Origin of the sequence: Sphingopyxis sp. OPL5 (assembly GCF_003797775.2) — a bacterium.
Classification (GTDB): Bacteria; Pseudomonadota; Alphaproteobacteria; order Sphingomonadales; family Sphingomonadaceae; genus Sphingopyxis.
In genome coordinates this window covers 2,735,549-2,748,633 of record NZ_CP060725.1, presented here as the reverse complement: position 1 = coordinate 2,748,633, position 13,085 = coordinate 2,735,549, and the positions used below count along the sequence as shown (strand labels likewise).

The following is a 13,085-nucleotide window of genomic DNA, read 5'->3' as shown; positions in this document are numbered from 1 at the left end:
ATCCTCCTTGTCGCGCAGCGATGGGGAGGATTGTTCGCCTATTCCCCCGGCAGCTGTGCGTTCAGCGCCTCGATCACCGCATCCTGCGCCGACACCTGCTCCGACAACCGGTCGCGCAGGGCATAGATGTCGGGCAGGCCGTCGATCGCCTCGTCGACGCTGCGCTCGATATAAAGGCGTTCGATGTCGGCGAGCGCGCCGGTGATCGGCGCGCGCGCAGCGGTGAGGCGCGAGATCGCCTGTTCGGCAACGACCCAGCGCTCGCTCGCCACCTCGGCCCCCGCGGCGGCATTGACCAGCCGAGCCGTGGCATCGCGTTCGGCGGCGAAGGCCTGCTGTCCGGCGGCGCCATCCGATTCCCAGCGCGCGAGGCGGCCGGCGAGATCGGCGGGCAAGGGACCCGGCGGCGGCACCACGACAGGGGTCGGCGCGACGTTGAGCCGTCCCTCGACCGCGCGCTTGGCGAGCGACGGGGCGGCGGGCGCCTGCGCCGCCGCGCAGGCCGACAAGGCCAGCGGCGCCGCGGCGATCGAGAGCAAAAGAAGGAAGCGCTTCATCGCCGCCCCTGATATGGGGGCGGGCGCCGGGCGGCAAGGGGCGAATCGGGGCTGAGCGCCGCAACCCTGCCCCGCCTTGCCAAAAACCGCAAAAACGACGGTAATATGCGGTTGACAGCTCGGGCTTGGCTCGTTAGTGGGCCTGACTTTCCCGCATGCCGGAAAAATCGCCTGCCTTGGCAGGGGACTGGTGCGCGGGTGATTTAGTTTTTTGATTGGATGGAAGACCATGTTCGCAATCGTGCGCACGGGCGGCAAGCAGTATCGCGTCGCCGCCGGAGACAAAATCGCCGTCGAGAAGATCGCCGGTGAAGCTGGCGACACCGTGTCGCTCGGCGACATCCTGCTGGCCGGTGACGGCGGCGAAGTGAAGAGCGCCGACGGCCTCGTCGTTTCGGCCGAGATCATCGCCCAGACGCGCGGCGAAAAGGTCATCGTCTTCAAGAAGCGCCGCCGGCACAACTACCGTCGCCGCAACGGCCACCGTCAGTCGCTGACGCTGCTGCGCATCCTCGCCGTCGGCGAAGCCAAGAAGGCCGCGCCGAAGAAGGAAGCCGCTCCGAAGGAAGAGGCTGCTCCCGCGAAGGACGCCGCGCCCAAGAAGGCTGCTGCCCCGAAGGCCGAAGCCGCTGCCGAAGCGCCCGCCAAGAAGCCCGCTGCCAAGAAGGCAGCCCCCAAGAAGGACGCCTGAGCGCGGCAACGCGGCTCGGCCTCTCGAACGAACTAAGGAGCATCAGTCATGGCACATAAAAAAGCAGGCGGTTCATCGCGCAACGGTCGCGACTCAGCCGGCCGCCGCCTTGGCGTGAAGAAGTTCGGCGGTCAGGAAGTGATCGGCGGCAACATCATCGTGCGTCAGCGCGGTACCCGCGTCTATCCGGGCGTCAACGTCGGCATGGGCAAGGATCACACCCTGTTCGCGACCGCCGAAGGCCATGTCCGATTCCATGATGGCAAGCTTGGCCGCAAATATGTGTCGGTCGACGCCATGGCGGAAGCTGCCGAATAAGGACGATCTTCCAGGGTCGTCCACCAAGGGATGACCCGGAACGGTCCTTTCCGCGCCAGCGGAAACAAAGTTCGAAAAGAGGGAGACGGGTCGCCCCCGGTCTCCCTTTTTTCTTGCCCGTTTTCCGGCGCATGGCGCCACCATCGGCGAACGGGCGCGAAAATCGGGCCGATCATCTCCCTCTTCATCGCCTGTCGTCAAAGCGTCACCATCTGGCGCCAGGGCGACAGGCAAATGGGAGTGAAGACGATGTTCGCAAGAACCGAAAGATTATTGCTGCGGCCCGGCTGGCAGGAAGATGCCCCGGCGCTCGCCAAGGCGATCGGCGAGGAAGGCGTGGTCCGCAACCTCGCCACCGCGCCCTGGCCGTACCGCGAGGAACAGGCGATGGAATTCCTCGCCAAGCCGATCAACCCTGCCGAGCCGCGTTTCCTGATCTTCAACCGCACGGGCGGGTCGCCGCGCCTCGTCGGCGGCTGCGGCATTTCGCCCGCGCCAGACGGCACGCTGGAAATGGGTTACTGGATCGCCCGCCCCTATTGGGGGCTGGGTTTCGCAACCGAGGCGGGGCGCCAGTTGATCCGCATCGCGCGCGCGATGAACCTGCCCCGGCTGACCGCCGGCCACTTCACCGACAATCCGGCGTCGGGCGCGGTGCTGCGCAAGCTCGGCTTCCGGCCGACCGGCCAGATCGCCCAGCGCTATAGCCTCGCGCGCGGCGGCGAAGCCGCGTGTGCGCTGTTCGAGGAAGGGGACGGCGACAGCGATGGCGCCGTCACCCCGATGCGAAGCCGCATCGGGGTGGACGAGGACTTTCGTCAGGAACTGCGCCTGATGGCGGCGTGAGCCTTGAGCCCCTCCCCTGAAGGGGAGAGGGCTTGAGCTTTAGCCCCTGAGCTTGCCGGCCATGCCGATGATGTCGTCGAGCGGGTTGCCGTCGCCATCGAGGTCGAGCAGGCTGCCAAGCCCGCCCAACGCGCCGCCGCTGCTACCCGAGGCAGGCGCCGCGCCACCACCCAATGCGCCACCCAGCACATTGCCGAGCATGCCGCCCAAACCGCCCGTCAGCCCGCCGCCGCCTTCGTTGCCGCCCTGCTTCGCCATATAACCCGCAACGAGCATCGCGAGGATCGGCAGCATCTTTTTGAGCGTGCCGGCGTCGATTCCGGTCTTCGCCGCCGCGTCGCCCGCGACCGAGCGGCTGACATCCTTCGACCCGAAGATCTGGCCGAGCACGTCATTGCCCTGTTCGACCGGGGTCGCCTGCGGCGCGAGTACCGCGTCGAGCAGGCCTCCGCCGCCGAGACCGGCGAGCAGCCCGCCGAGGCCTTCGATCCCGCCGCCGCCCTGCGCCTGTTTCTTGAAACCGCCGAGGATCGCCGGGAGCAGCGCCTCCGCGCCCTGTTTCGCGAGTCCGGGCGGGACGCCCAATTCCTTCGCCATCGATTCGATGCCGCCGGCCTGGGCGAGGATATCGGTCAGATTCATGGTTTTATGCTCCCATAGCGGCGCGGGATCGAACTGCCCGCCCGCGCATTATCATAGCAGCGCGCGGGCGGAGGACGAGCCGTTCATTCGGCTGTCATTTCGCTGTGGCCAAGCTTAACCTGCGGCCGTGCGACTCCGCCCCCGGGGTCCGCATCGCCGCCACAAGTGGGAGCATCATCATGGGTATTTTCAGTTCGATCAAAGACGCGATTTTCGGCAAGAAGGCGGAGGCCGCCGTGCCTGCTCCCCCCGTCGCCGCAACCACCAGCGCCCCCGCCGCGCCGCAGCCCGTCCCAGCCGCCCCCGTGGCGATCAGCGACGTCGATGTCGTCGCGATCCTGACCGCACAGGCCGCCAACGCCGGACAGGATCTCAACTGGCGCACCTCGATCGTCGATTTGATGAAGCTGCTCGACCTCGACCCGAGCCTGGCCAACCGCAAGGAACTGGCGACCGAGCTTGGCTATACCGGCGCGCTCGACGGCAGCGCCGAAATGAACATCTGGCTGATCAAGGCGGTCATGCGCGAACTCGCCGCGAACGGCGGCACCGTGCCCGCCGACCTCACCGACTGACAAACGCACCATAGTTTTCGACGGGGGTCGGGCGAGCCAACGGCTTTCCCGACCCCTTTTCGTTGACCCCCGCGCGGCGCCGCCTAGACAGGTTTCAGAAGAAACAAAGTCGCAGGGAGCCGCCAAGTGCACGACAGTCTTTCCACCCCCGTCAGCCGCCGCCACACGCTCGCCGCGCTCGGTGCCGGCACCGCGAGCTTCGCCGTTGCCGGTTCCGCCGTCGCTGAAACGATCATCACCGGCCCGCGCCCGAGCGCGGCGGACGCGCTGCTGACCTCGATCGCGGACAATCTGCTCGCGCAGTCGCCCGAGAGCGCGACCTCGCTCGGCATCGACACCGGCGCGCGCGCCGCCGAACGCGGCAAGCTCGGCGATCGCTCGCCGACGGGGGTGAAGGCGCTCACCGAGACACTGAAGGCCGACCTCGCGCGTGTCCGCGCTTTCGACAAGGCGGGCCTCGACCATAAGACACGCACCAGCCTGGCGGTTGTCGACAGCGCGTACAGCGTCGCGCTCGACGGCTTTGCCCTGCCCTATGGCGACGTCGCGGTCGGCGGCTGGCGCAACACCCCCTATGTCGTGATCCAGAATGTCGGTGCCTATCTCGACGTTCCCAAATTCCTCGACAGCGATCATCCGGTGAAGAGCGCTGGCGACGCCGAAGCCTATCTGTCACGGCTCAATGCTTTTCCCGGCGTGCTCGATGGCGAGACCGAGCGGCTGAAATCGGCTGGCGGCCAGGGCATGATTGCCCCCGCCTTCCTGATCGACAAGGCGGTCAAGCAGATGGAAGCGAGCCTTGCCGATGCCAAGGCGGGCGGCGGCATGGTCGACAGCCTCGCCACGCGGACGAAGGCGGCGGGGATCGCCGGCGACTGGGGCCAGCGCGCGGGGGCGATCGTCACGGGGCCAGTCGCCGCGGCGCTCGAACGCCAGCTGGCCGAGATGAAGGCGCAGCGCCCGAAAGCGACGATGGATGCCGGTATGTGGGCGCGGCCGGGCGGCGACGAATGGTATGCCTGGGGCCTGCGCGCCAGCACCACGACGCGGATGACCCCCGACGAGGTTCACGCGATGGGCCGCGACGAGCTCGCCACGCTGCACGGTCAGATGGACCCGATCCTGCGCAAGATCGGCTATACGCAAGGCTCGGTCGGCGACCGCATGAACGCGCTCGCCAAGGACCCCAAATATAAATTCCCCGACAATGACGCGGGCCGCGCCGAGATCGTCGCCTATATCCAGACCTGGCTCGGCAAGATCCGCGCCGAGCTGCCGCGCGCCTTCCGCACGCTGGTGAAGGGCAATGTCGAGGTCAAGCGCCTGCCGCTCGCCGAGGAGCCGGGGGCACCGGCAGCCTATGGCGGCGCGGGATCGATCGACGGCACGATCCCGGGGAAATTCTGGATCAACCTGCGCACCACCGAGTTGCACAGCAAATATTCGCTGCCCGACCTCGCGATGCACGAAGCGATCCCCGGCCACGCCTGGCAGGGCGAATATGCCAACCAGATGCCGCTGATCCGCACGATGCTGGCGTTCAACGCCTATAGCGAAGGCTGGGCGCTCTACGCCGAACAGCTCGCCGACGAACTCGGCCTCTACTACGATTTCGAGGTCGGGCGGCTCGGCTATCTCCAGTCGCTCGCCTTCCGCGCCTGCCGCCTCGTCGTCGATACCGGGCTGCACGCCAAGCGCTGGACACGCGAGCAGGGGGTCGAGTTTTTCGTCAAGGAGAATGGCTCGAACCCGCTCGAAGTATCGAGCGAGGTCGATCGCTATTGCAGCTGGGCCGGGCAGGCTTGCGGCTACAAGGTCGGGCATAGCGAGATCGTGCGCCAGCGCGGGCTGGCGCAAAAGGCGCTCGGTGCGAAATACGATCTGCGCGATTTCGACGATGTCGTGGTCAAAGGCGGCAATGTGCCGCTCGACGTGCTGGCGCAGAATGTCGCGGAATATGTGGCGGGGGCGAAAGGCTGATGCGCCGGACGGCCGCCGCCCTGGCGGCGCTACTGCTGGCGGGCGCGGCACAGGCCGCCGATGCCCCGCCGCCGCGGGTCGCGATTATCACATCGGACGTCGAGCGCTTTTTCGCGCTTTACGACGATCCCGCGATCGCCGGGCAGCCCGATCTGCTTGCGGCCCGCTACCTTGCCGAGCCGACGCCGGGGTTCGCCGAGTTTATGACGCTGCGCCGGATCACCCCCGAGCGGCTGGCGACGGCGTTGCGCGACAAGCGACAGGTCTTTGACGACGCGCGCGGCTGCGCGGCGAAGCTCGGCGGCGTCCGCCCGCGCCTCATCGCCGCAACCGACAGGCTCGCCGCGCTTTATCCGCAAGCGAAGTTTCCGCCGATCACCATCGCGATCGGCCGCGCATCGACCGCCGGGACCGCGAACGCCAACGGCCTCTACATCGGGCTGGAAGCCCTGTGTGCCGCAACATTCATCGAAGCCGACGACGAAGACCGCTTTGTCCACGTCATTGCGCATGAATATGTCCATGCGCAGCAACCTCTTGCGCAAGTCGAGGACCCCGAAGAAAAGGTGTTGCGGGCAGCGCTGGGCGAAGGGGTCGCCGAATTCGTCGGCGAGCTGATGTCCGGTTCGGTCGGCTATCCGCTGCTTCACCAATGGGCCAAGGGGCGCGAGAAGGCATTGGAGACCGCCTTCCTTGCCGAGAAGGACGAGAAAGCCATCGGGTCGCGCTGGCTCTATAACAAGCAAGGCAGCGATGGCTGGCCCGGCGACCTTGGCTATTGGGTCGGTTATCGAATCGTCAAAAGCTATTACAACCGCGCGCCCGACAAAGCGGCGGCGCTGCGCGAGATCATCGAGATGAAGGACCCGGCCGCCTTTCTCGCGGCGAGCGGCTGGACGCCGGGGATAGCCCTCTAACCCCGGCGCGCACCCTTATTTCTTCCCGAACAGCGATCCCGCGATGCCGCCGAGGTCGTTGAGCGGGTTACCGTCGCCATCGCGGTCGAGCGCGCCGAGGATGCCCGAAGCGCCGTCCTGCTGGAGCATCGTCGCGAAACGGCCGAGCGAACCTTCACCGCCGATATGGCCGACGATTTCCTGCAGTTTTTCGAGCGGCAAGCCGGTTGCTGCAGCGGCACCTTCGGCGGTGTCGCCCTGCATCGGGTGCTGCTTGGCGAGCGCCGCGATCGCCGATTCGACATGCTCAGGGGACAGGCCGACCTTTGCCGCAAGGTTGATCACCGTGTCGTTGCCCGAAATCTGGCCGAGAATATTGTCCAAGATGCTCATGTCTTACGCTCCTTTGGCGAGAAACCGGCGCGATGCTATCACGCCGCAGGCAGCGGCGCGAGGTCCGGTGGCACAAATCCCCGCCGCGCGGCCACCGAAAAGAGCAGGTCGCGGCTGTAGAAGCGCAGCGGCCAGTCGCGCGCGCCCATCGGCGAAAGCAGCAGCGCGTTGACGCGCGCCGTCAGTCCCGTCTCCGCCGTCTCCGACAGGAACAGCCGTGCCCCCGCGACATAGGCGCGGGTGATGCTGTCGTGATAGCCCTGCGTGTCGTCGTTGACGCCGCCGACGCTGGTGTTGAAGCGGCGGATGATGCCGGCGATCTCGGCGTCGATGTCGATGTCGGGGCGTTCGGTCAGCAGCCACAGGCAGGCGCCCAGATGCGCCTCGTGCGTCCAGGCGGTGCGCGGCAGCGCGCAGGCGAGCAGCCCCTCGCCGAGCGCGTGTATGTCTTCGTCGCGCACGAAAAGGCGCGGCTTATAGTCGGTGGTCATCGGTCCGGTCCTTCCGGGTGAATGAGCACCCGGAAGTTTCCGGGTCAATTATGCTGCGACAGCCGCCTGCGGTGCGGCCTGACGGACGCCTTCGTCGACATGCTCGGCAAATTGGGCGAAATTGTCGATGAACTGGCCGACGAGCGTTTGCGCCGTGCGGTCATAGGCCGCCTTGTCGCTCCACGCCTCGCGCGGATCGAGCAGACCCGAATCGACGCCCGGAACCGCAACCGGAACCATGAAGCCGAAATTGGGGTCCTTGCGGAATTCGACATCGTTCAGGCTGCCGTCGAGCGCGGCGTTGAGCAGCGCGCGGGTCGCCTTGATCGGCATGCGCTTGATGCCGTCCATCGTCGCCATGCCACCGGTCCAGCCGGTGTTGACGAGCCAGCACTGAACGCCGCCCTTGGCGATGCGTTCCTTGAGCAGATTGCCGTAAACCGACGGGTGGCGTGGCATGAAGGGCGCGCCGAAGCAGGTCGAGAAGGTCGCCTCGGGCTCGGTCACGCCGATTTCGGTGCCGGCGACGCGCGCGGTGTAGCCCGAGAGGAAGTGATACATCGCCTGGTCGGGGGTCAGTTTCGCGATCGGGGGCAACACGCCATAAGCGTCGGCGGTCAGCATGATGACCGTCTGCGGCACCGGACCCATGTTCTTTTCCGAGGTGTTCGGAATGAAATCGATCGGGTAGCTGCCGCGGCTGTTTTCGGCGAGGGTCGCATCGTCGAAGTCGAGTTCACGCGTCGCGGGGTCCATCACGACATTTTCGAGCACCGTGCCGAAGCGCTTGGTGGTCGCGAAAATCTCGGGCTCGGCCTCGGGCGAGAGGCGGATCATCTTGGCGTAGCAGCCGCCCTCGAAGTTGAAGACCGCCGTGTCCGACCAGCCATGCTCGTCGTCGCCGATCAGCGTGCGCGAAGCGTCGGCCGACAGCGTCGTCTTGCCGGTACCGCTGAGGCCGAAGAAGACCGCGGTGTCGCCGTTCGGACCGATGTTCGCCGAACAATGCATCGGCATCACGCCCTTCACCGGGAGCAGATAGTTGAGGATGCCGAACACCGACTTCTTCATCTCGCCGGCGTACGCCGTGCCGCCGATCAGCACGAGCTTTTCGGAGAAATTGACCGCGACGACGGTTTCGGTGCGCGTGCCATGCTTCGCCGGATCGGCGCGGAAGCTCGGCAGGTCGATGATCGTATATTCGCTCGCGAAGGCCGCCAGTTCGTCGGCGGTCGGGCGGACGAGCAGGGTGCGGATGAACTGGCTGTGCCAGGCGAATTCGGTGACGACCTGGACCGCGACGCGATGTTCGGGCTGCGAACCGCCGAACAGCTGCTGGCGGAACAGGCGGGGACGATCGGCAAGATGCGCGAAGAAATCGGCCTTGAGCGCCGCGAAATGATCGGGGGTCATCGGCACATTGGTCTTGCCCCACCAGATGGTGTCGCGCGTTTCGTCGTCCTGGACGATGAACTTGTCCTTGGCGCTGCGCCCGGTGTGCTTGCCGGTGGCGACGACCAGCGGGCCGTCCTTGGCGAGCAGGCCTTCGCCATGACGGATGGCATCCTCGATCAGCGCCGACGTGCCCCAGTTTTCGGCAACCGCGGCCTGCGTTTCAACGGCGCCATTGCCGATGATGATCTTCGTCATGTTCTTGCCTTTCCCAACCGCGCCGCAGCCCCACTGCATAGGTATGCAAGGCCTGCCGAGCATAAGGGGAGGCCCGCATTTTCATGGGTGCCGACGTGACGCCGATTCCGTAAATTCCCGGCCGCGTTAGCGAGGATGAAGGATGAGGTCAAAAGATTAAAGCTGGGTATCGGCGGCGGCGCCATGCCGGTGCCGTTACGGAACCCGAGCGCCGCCGCCGCGGTTGTGGCGAGGCCACGGATCGGCTAGTTGCCGGGACGCCCGCCCATATGGAAAGAGCATGACGGCAACCATCGCGCTGGTCGACGACGACCGCAACATCCTGCAATCCCTGTCGATCGCGCTGCAGGCCGAGGGTTTTGTCACGCGCGTCTATTCGGACGGCGAGGCGGCGCTGAAGCCGCTGATCGACAATCCACCCGACCTCGCCGTCTTCGACGTCAAGATGCCGCGCATGGACGGACTCGAACTGCTGCGCCGGCTGCGCGAAAAGAGCCAGCTGCCCGTCATCTTCCTGACCAGCAAGGACGACGAGATCGACGAGGCGCTCGGCCTCGCGATGGGCGCCGACGACTATATCGCCAAGCCCTTCTCGCAGCGGCTGGTGATTGCGCGCATCCGCGCCATCCTGCGCCGCGTCGAGCTCAACAAGAACGCGCCGGGCGACGAGGACGAGCCCGTCGCCGACCCGATCACCCGCGGCCGCCTGCGCATGGACCCGGCGCGCCACAAGGTCGAATGGGACGGCAAGGACGTGACGCTGACCGTCACCGAATTTTTGATCCTCGAAACGCTGGCGGCCCGCCCCGGCATCGTGCGCAGCCGCAACCAGTTGATGGACGCCGCCTATCAGGACGATGTCTATATCGATGACCGCACGATCGACAGCCACATCAAAAGGCTGCGGCGCAAGTTCCGCGAGGTCGACCCCGAGTTCGACGCGATCGCGACGCTTTACGGCGCGGGATACCGGTTTGCCGACGAAAGCTGATCCCGCGCGCGACGCCGAGGACCAGCCGCTCGTCTGGTCGGCGCGCTGGTCGCTGACGACGCGCATCCTGGCGGTCAATATCGTCGCGATCGCGCTACTCGCGGGCGGCTTCTTCTATCTCGACACCTATCGCAGCCGGCTGGTCGATACGCGAATCGAGGTGATGAAGGAGCAGCTCGCGATGCTCGACGAGGCGCTGGAGGCGGCACGCCCCGACCAGCGCCGGCACCTGATCGACGAATTCACGCGTGCGACCGAATCGCGGCTGCGCTTCTATGCGCGCGGCGGCGACCGGCTCGACGACAGTTTTGATCATGGTCCGCCGACCTATACGCTGCGCGATCCCGACCTGCAGCCGTGGAAACGCGACGCCGCGCGCGCGATGGACCGCGGCATCGACTGGATCGTCGGTGCACCCAATTATCCCGATTTCGAAGAACCCGCGACCGACCGTGGCCCATCCTGGCCCGAGGTCACGGAGACGATGCGGAGCGGCCAGGCCACCACCCGCTTCCGCTACGCCCCCGAACGCACGCCCTTGCTCAGCGCGACGCGGATCGTCGACCTCGACACCCCGCAGGTCATGCTGATGACATTGAACGCGCGCGACATCACGCGCACCGTGCGCGCCGAACGTTTCCGGCTCGCGGTCGTGGTCGCGCTGGTGCTGATGACCTCGATCCTGCTCTCGCTCTTCCTCGCGCGCACGATCGTCCGTCCGCTGCGCAAGCTCGCGCGCGCCGCCGTGCGCGTTCGCCTGGGCCGCGCGCGCGAGGTCGTGGTGCCGCGCCTGCCGAGCCGCCGCGACGAGATCGGGACGCTGGCGCGCGCGCTGAGCGACATGACGCAGGCGCTGCGCGAACGCATCGACGCCGGCGAGCATTTCGCCGCCGATGTGACGCACGAGCTGAAGAACCCGATCGCCTCGGTACGCTCGGCAGTCGAGGGGCTGCGGCGCGTCCAGACCGACGAGCAACGCGCCCAGCTTCTGGCAATCGCCGACGAGGATGTCCGGCGGCTCGACCGGCTGGTCACCGACATCAGCGACGCGAGCCGCATCGACGCGCAATTGTCGCGCACCAATTTCGAGCCGATCGACCTGGGGCTGATGATCGAATCGATGCTCGTGTCGCGGGCGGCCAGGGCGGAGGGAACCGACCTGCCGCATCCGCGCATCGCCTTCGCCCGCCCGCGCAAGGGTGCGACGCTGGTGATGGGCGACGGCCATCGGCTCGAGCGCGTGATCGACAATGTCATCGACAATGCGATCAGCTTTTCGCCCCCCGGCGGCCTCGTCTGCGTGCGCGCGACGCGGCTGGGCAACGACGTCCATATCGGGGTCGACGACGACGGCCCGGGCATCGAACCGTCGCAGCGCGAGGCCATTTTCCGCCGGTTCCACAGCGAGCGCCCCGACGGCGAGGCGTTCGGGCGGCACAGCGGGCTGGGGCTCGCGATCGCACGAACGATCGTCGAGGGGCATAGCGGGCATATCGCCGCGCGCGACCGCGACGACGGCCAGCCGGGCGCGAGCCTGCTGATCACCCTTCCCGCCGCCGAGGGCAATGACGACGCGGCGTAAGCCCCGACCCAATCGCCTTGCCCCGCCGCTGACACGCCGGTAAGCCTGCGCCCCATGTTGCCGCGCCGGACCGCTCCCCAGATCGTCAATATCCACGCGAGTTGCGTCGCGGCGGGGAGTCGCGGCATTTTGATCCTCGGCCATTCGGGACAGGGCAAGTCCGACCTCGCGCTGCGGCTGATCGATCGCGGCGCGCGGCTGGTCGCCGACGACCGCTGCGACATCTGGTTCGACCGCGGCCGCCTGTGGTGCCGCCCGCCCGCGATCCTCGCCGGCAAGCTGGAGGTGCGCGGCATCGGCATCGTCGAGCAGCCCTTCACCGGCCCGGTTCCGCTCGCGATCGCGGTGCGCCTGTCCGAACGGCCCGAGCGGATGCCGCCCGCGAACCAGGTCGAGGTCGTCGCGGGGGTCGAATTGCCCGCAGTGCTGATTTCGGGATTCGAGGCATCGGCACCGATCAAGATCCTGATGGCGCTCGACCGGTTGGGGGTCGGGGCATGAAGGAGACGCGCGACCCGCGCCTGTTGCTCGTCACCGGCCTGTCGGGGGCGGGCAAGTCGACGGTGCTGAAAGTGCTCGAGGACCTCGGCTGGGAGGTCGTCGACAACCTGCCAGTCGCGCTGCTCGACGCGCTGCTCGACGCCCCTGCCGGGCAAGGCCGTGAAGGCCGTCCGCTCGCGGTCGGCATCGACAGCCGCAGCCGCGGGTTCAAACCCGCGCCGCTGGTCAAACGGATGAAGCAACTCCGCGAAGCGGGCGGGCGCGACATCGACACTTTGTTCCTCGATTGCGCCGGGGCCGAACTCGAACGCCGTTTTTCGGAGACGCGCCGCCGCCACCCGATGGCCGAGGACCGCCCCGCCGCCGACGGCATCGCGCGCGAACGCGAGATGATGGAGCCGCTGCGCCGCTGGGCGGAGCATGTCGTCGACACCACCAATTACAGCAGCAACGACCTGCAACAGGAAATCCGCCAGCGTTTCGGCGACAGCGGCGAGGATGAGCCGGTGCTGAGCGTGCTGAGCTTCGGCTTCGCGCGCGGATTGCCGCGCAACGCCGACCTGGTGTTCGACATGCGCTATCTGCGCAACCCGCATTGGGACCCGAAACTGAAACCCGGTACCGGACTCGACGGCGATGTCGCCGCTTATGTCATGGCCGATCCCGCCTATGAGGCGACCGTCGGCCAGATCGAGGCACTGTTGCTGGCGCTGCTGCCGCGCTACCGCGCCGAGGGCAAAAGCTATGTCACCATCGCGTTCGGTTGCACCGGAGGGCGCCACCGATCGGTCCATGTCGCCGAACGTGTTGCCCAGACGCTACGGTCGGCGGGTCATGCGCCGACGGTCACCCACCGCAACCTTGACTCCGCCCCGCAAGATGGGCTTGAGGGCAAGCCCCCGTCCGCATCTCCCGCGTCCGGCGGCAAACAAGCATAAGGGTCTCGCACTTCATGCCCACTGACAAAGCATT

At 67.0% G+C, this 13,085-nt stretch carries 15 protein-coding genes; 10 read left to right on the top strand and 5 right to left on the bottom strand.

The window, feature by feature from the left end:
* Positions 1-38: 38 nt before the first annotated feature.
* Complete coding sequence (locus tag EEB18_RS13155) at positions 39-557, bottom strand: hypothetical protein (protein WP_187142201.1); 519 nt, start codon at positions 555-557, stop codon at positions 39-41.
* A gap of 229 nt (positions 558-786) precedes the next feature.
* Between EEB18_RS13155 and rplU the strand changes: the two genes are divergently transcribed.
* From rplU to EEB18_RS13140, 3 genes are all read left to right on the top strand, one after another.
* Positions 787-1,248: a 50S ribosomal protein L21 gene (gene rplU, locus EEB18_RS13150; RefSeq protein WP_056345388.1), complete on the top strand. Its 462-nt coding sequence runs from the start codon at positions 787-789 to the stop codon at positions 1,246-1,248.
* Positions 1,249-1,296: 48 nt separating this feature from the next.
* Positions 1,297-1,566: a 50S ribosomal protein L27 gene (gene rpmA / locus EEB18_RS13145; RefSeq protein ID WP_056345384.1), complete on the top strand. Its 270-nt coding sequence runs from the start codon at positions 1,297-1,299 to the stop codon at positions 1,564-1,566.
* A gap of 249 nt (positions 1,567-1,815) precedes the next feature.
* The gene (locus EEB18_RS13140; RefSeq protein ID WP_187142202.1) at positions 1,816-2,412 is read left to right on the top strand and encodes a GNAT family N-acetyltransferase; all 597 of its coding nucleotides are present in this window, start codon (positions 1,816-1,818) and stop codon (positions 2,410-2,412) included.
* Positions 2,413-2,451: 39 nt separating this feature from the next.
* On the opposite strand, the gene EEB18_RS13135 is transcribed toward EEB18_RS13140, so the two are convergent.
* A complete protein-coding gene (locus tag EEB18_RS13135; RefSeq protein ID WP_187142203.1) occupies positions 2,452-3,054 on the bottom strand; it encodes a DUF937 domain-containing protein in 603 nt (200 codons plus the stop codon).
* A gap of 179 nt (positions 3,055-3,233) precedes the next feature.
* Here EEB18_RS13135 and EEB18_RS13130 point away from each other — a divergent pair, with 179 nt between their 5' ends.
* The 3 genes from EEB18_RS13130 to EEB18_RS13120 all read left to right on the top strand — a co-directional run bounded on the left by EEB18_RS13130 (position 3,234) and on the right by EEB18_RS13120 (position 6,526).
* Positions 3,234-3,629: a DUF3597 domain-containing protein gene (locus EEB18_RS13130; RefSeq protein ID WP_056345370.1), complete on the top strand. Its 396-nt coding sequence runs from the start codon at positions 3,234-3,236 to the stop codon at positions 3,627-3,629.
* Between the two features lie 126 nt (positions 3,630-3,755).
* Positions 3,756-5,609, top strand: a complete 1,854-nt coding sequence (locus EEB18_RS13125) for a DUF885 domain-containing protein (RefSeq protein WP_187142377.1) — start codon at positions 3,756-3,758, stop codon at positions 5,607-5,609.
* Positions 5,609-6,526 (top strand): DUF2268 domain-containing putative Zn-dependent protease, encoded by a 918-nt coding sequence (locus EEB18_RS13120; protein ID WP_187142376.1) that lies wholly within the window; start codon positions 5,609-5,611, stop codon positions 6,524-6,526. The genes EEB18_RS13125 and EEB18_RS13120 overlap by 1 nt, the downstream gene beginning before the upstream one ends.
* A gap of 15 nt (positions 6,527-6,541) precedes the next feature.
* Here the strand turns inward: EEB18_RS13120 and EEB18_RS13115 are convergent, their stop codons facing one another.
* Genes EEB18_RS13115 through EEB18_RS13105 form a run of 3 tightly spaced genes read right to left on the bottom strand, consistent with a single transcriptional unit; the run spans position 6,542 to position 9,039 of the window.
* A complete protein-coding gene (locus EEB18_RS13115; protein WP_187142375.1) occupies positions 6,542-6,898 on the bottom strand; it encodes a hypothetical protein in 357 nt (118 codons plus the stop codon).
* 38 nt (positions 6,899-6,936) lie between these two features.
* Positions 6,937-7,389, bottom strand: coding sequence for a hypothetical protein (locus tag EEB18_RS13110; protein WP_187142374.1), 453 nt, complete (start codon positions 7,387-7,389; stop codon positions 6,937-6,939).
* A 48-nt stretch (positions 7,390-7,437) separates the two neighbouring features.
* A complete protein-coding gene (locus EEB18_RS13105; RefSeq protein ID WP_187142373.1) occupies positions 7,438-9,039 on the bottom strand; it encodes a phosphoenolpyruvate carboxykinase in 1,602 nt (533 codons plus the stop codon).
* A gap of 280 nt (positions 9,040-9,319) precedes the next feature.
* Here EEB18_RS13105 and EEB18_RS13100 point away from each other — a divergent pair, with 280 nt between their 5' ends.
* From EEB18_RS13100 to rapZ, 4 genes are read left to right on the top strand one after another with little or no spacing between them, the layout of a single operon-like run.
* A complete protein-coding gene (locus tag EEB18_RS13100; RefSeq protein WP_056345351.1) occupies positions 9,320-10,030 on the top strand; it encodes a response regulator transcription factor in 711 nt (236 codons plus the stop codon).
* Positions 10,014-11,612 carry a sensor histidine kinase gene (locus EEB18_RS13095; RefSeq protein ID WP_187669124.1) on the top strand — a complete coding sequence of 533 codons (1,599 nt, stop codon included), beginning with the start codon at positions 10,014-10,016 and terminating at the stop codon, positions 11,610-11,612. Before EEB18_RS13100 ends, EEB18_RS13095 begins: the two co-directional genes overlap by 17 nt.
* A gap of 54 nt (positions 11,613-11,666) precedes the next feature.
* On the top strand, positions 11,667-12,113 hold the full coding sequence (locus EEB18_RS13090; RefSeq protein ID WP_056345343.1) for an HPr kinase/phosphorylase: 447 nt from the start codon (positions 11,667-11,669) through the stop codon (positions 12,111-12,113).
* Entirely contained in the window at positions 12,110-13,051 is a 942-nt protein-coding gene (gene rapZ / locus EEB18_RS13085) for an RNase adapter RapZ (RefSeq protein ID WP_187142372.1), read from the top strand. The genes EEB18_RS13090 and rapZ overlap by 4 nt, the downstream gene beginning before the upstream one ends.
* Positions 13,052-13,085: the final 34 nt, after the last annotated feature.

Coding starts and splice junctions, on each gene's coding strand:
- EEB18_RS13130 (WP_056345370.1), top strand. CDS start 3,234: ATGGGTATTTTCAGTTCGATCAAAGACGCGATTTTCGGCAAGAAGGCG.
- EEB18_RS13100 (WP_056345351.1), top strand. CDS start 9,320: ATGACGGCAACCATCGCGCTGGTCGACGACGACCGCAACATCCTGCAA.
- rplU (WP_056345388.1), top strand. CDS start 787: ATGTTCGCAATCGTGCGCACGGGCGGCAAGCAGTATCGCGTCGCCGCC.
- rapZ (WP_187142372.1), top strand. CDS start 12,110: ATGAAGGAGACGCGCGACCCGCGCCTGTTGCTCGTCACCGGCCTGTCG.
- EEB18_RS13120 (WP_187142376.1), top strand. CDS start 5,609: ATGCGCCGGACGGCCGCCGCCCTGGCGGCGCTACTGCTGGCGGGCGCG.
- EEB18_RS13155 (WP_187142201.1), bottom strand. CDS start 557: ATGAAGCGCTTCCTTCTTTTGCTCTCGATCGCCGCGGCGCCGCTGGCC.
- EEB18_RS13105 (WP_187142373.1), bottom strand. CDS start 9,039: ATGACGAAGATCATCATCGGCAATGGCGCCGTTGAAACGCAGGCCGCG.
- EEB18_RS13140 (WP_187142202.1), top strand. CDS start 1,816: ATGTTCGCAAGAACCGAAAGATTATTGCTGCGGCCCGGCTGGCAGGAA.
- EEB18_RS13110 (WP_187142374.1), bottom strand. CDS start 7,389: ATGACCACCGACTATAAGCCGCGCCTTTTCGTGCGCGACGAAGACATA.
- EEB18_RS13090 (WP_056345343.1), top strand. CDS start 11,667: ATGTTGCCGCGCCGGACCGCTCCCCAGATCGTCAATATCCACGCGAGT.
- rpmA (WP_056345384.1), top strand. CDS start 1,297: ATGGCACATAAAAAAGCAGGCGGTTCATCGCGCAACGGTCGCGACTCA.
- EEB18_RS13135 (WP_187142203.1), bottom strand. CDS start 3,054: ATGAATCTGACCGATATCCTCGCCCAGGCCGGCGGCATCGAATCGATG.
- EEB18_RS13115 (WP_187142375.1), bottom strand. CDS start 6,898: ATGAGCATCTTGGACAATATTCTCGGCCAGATTTCGGGCAACGACACG.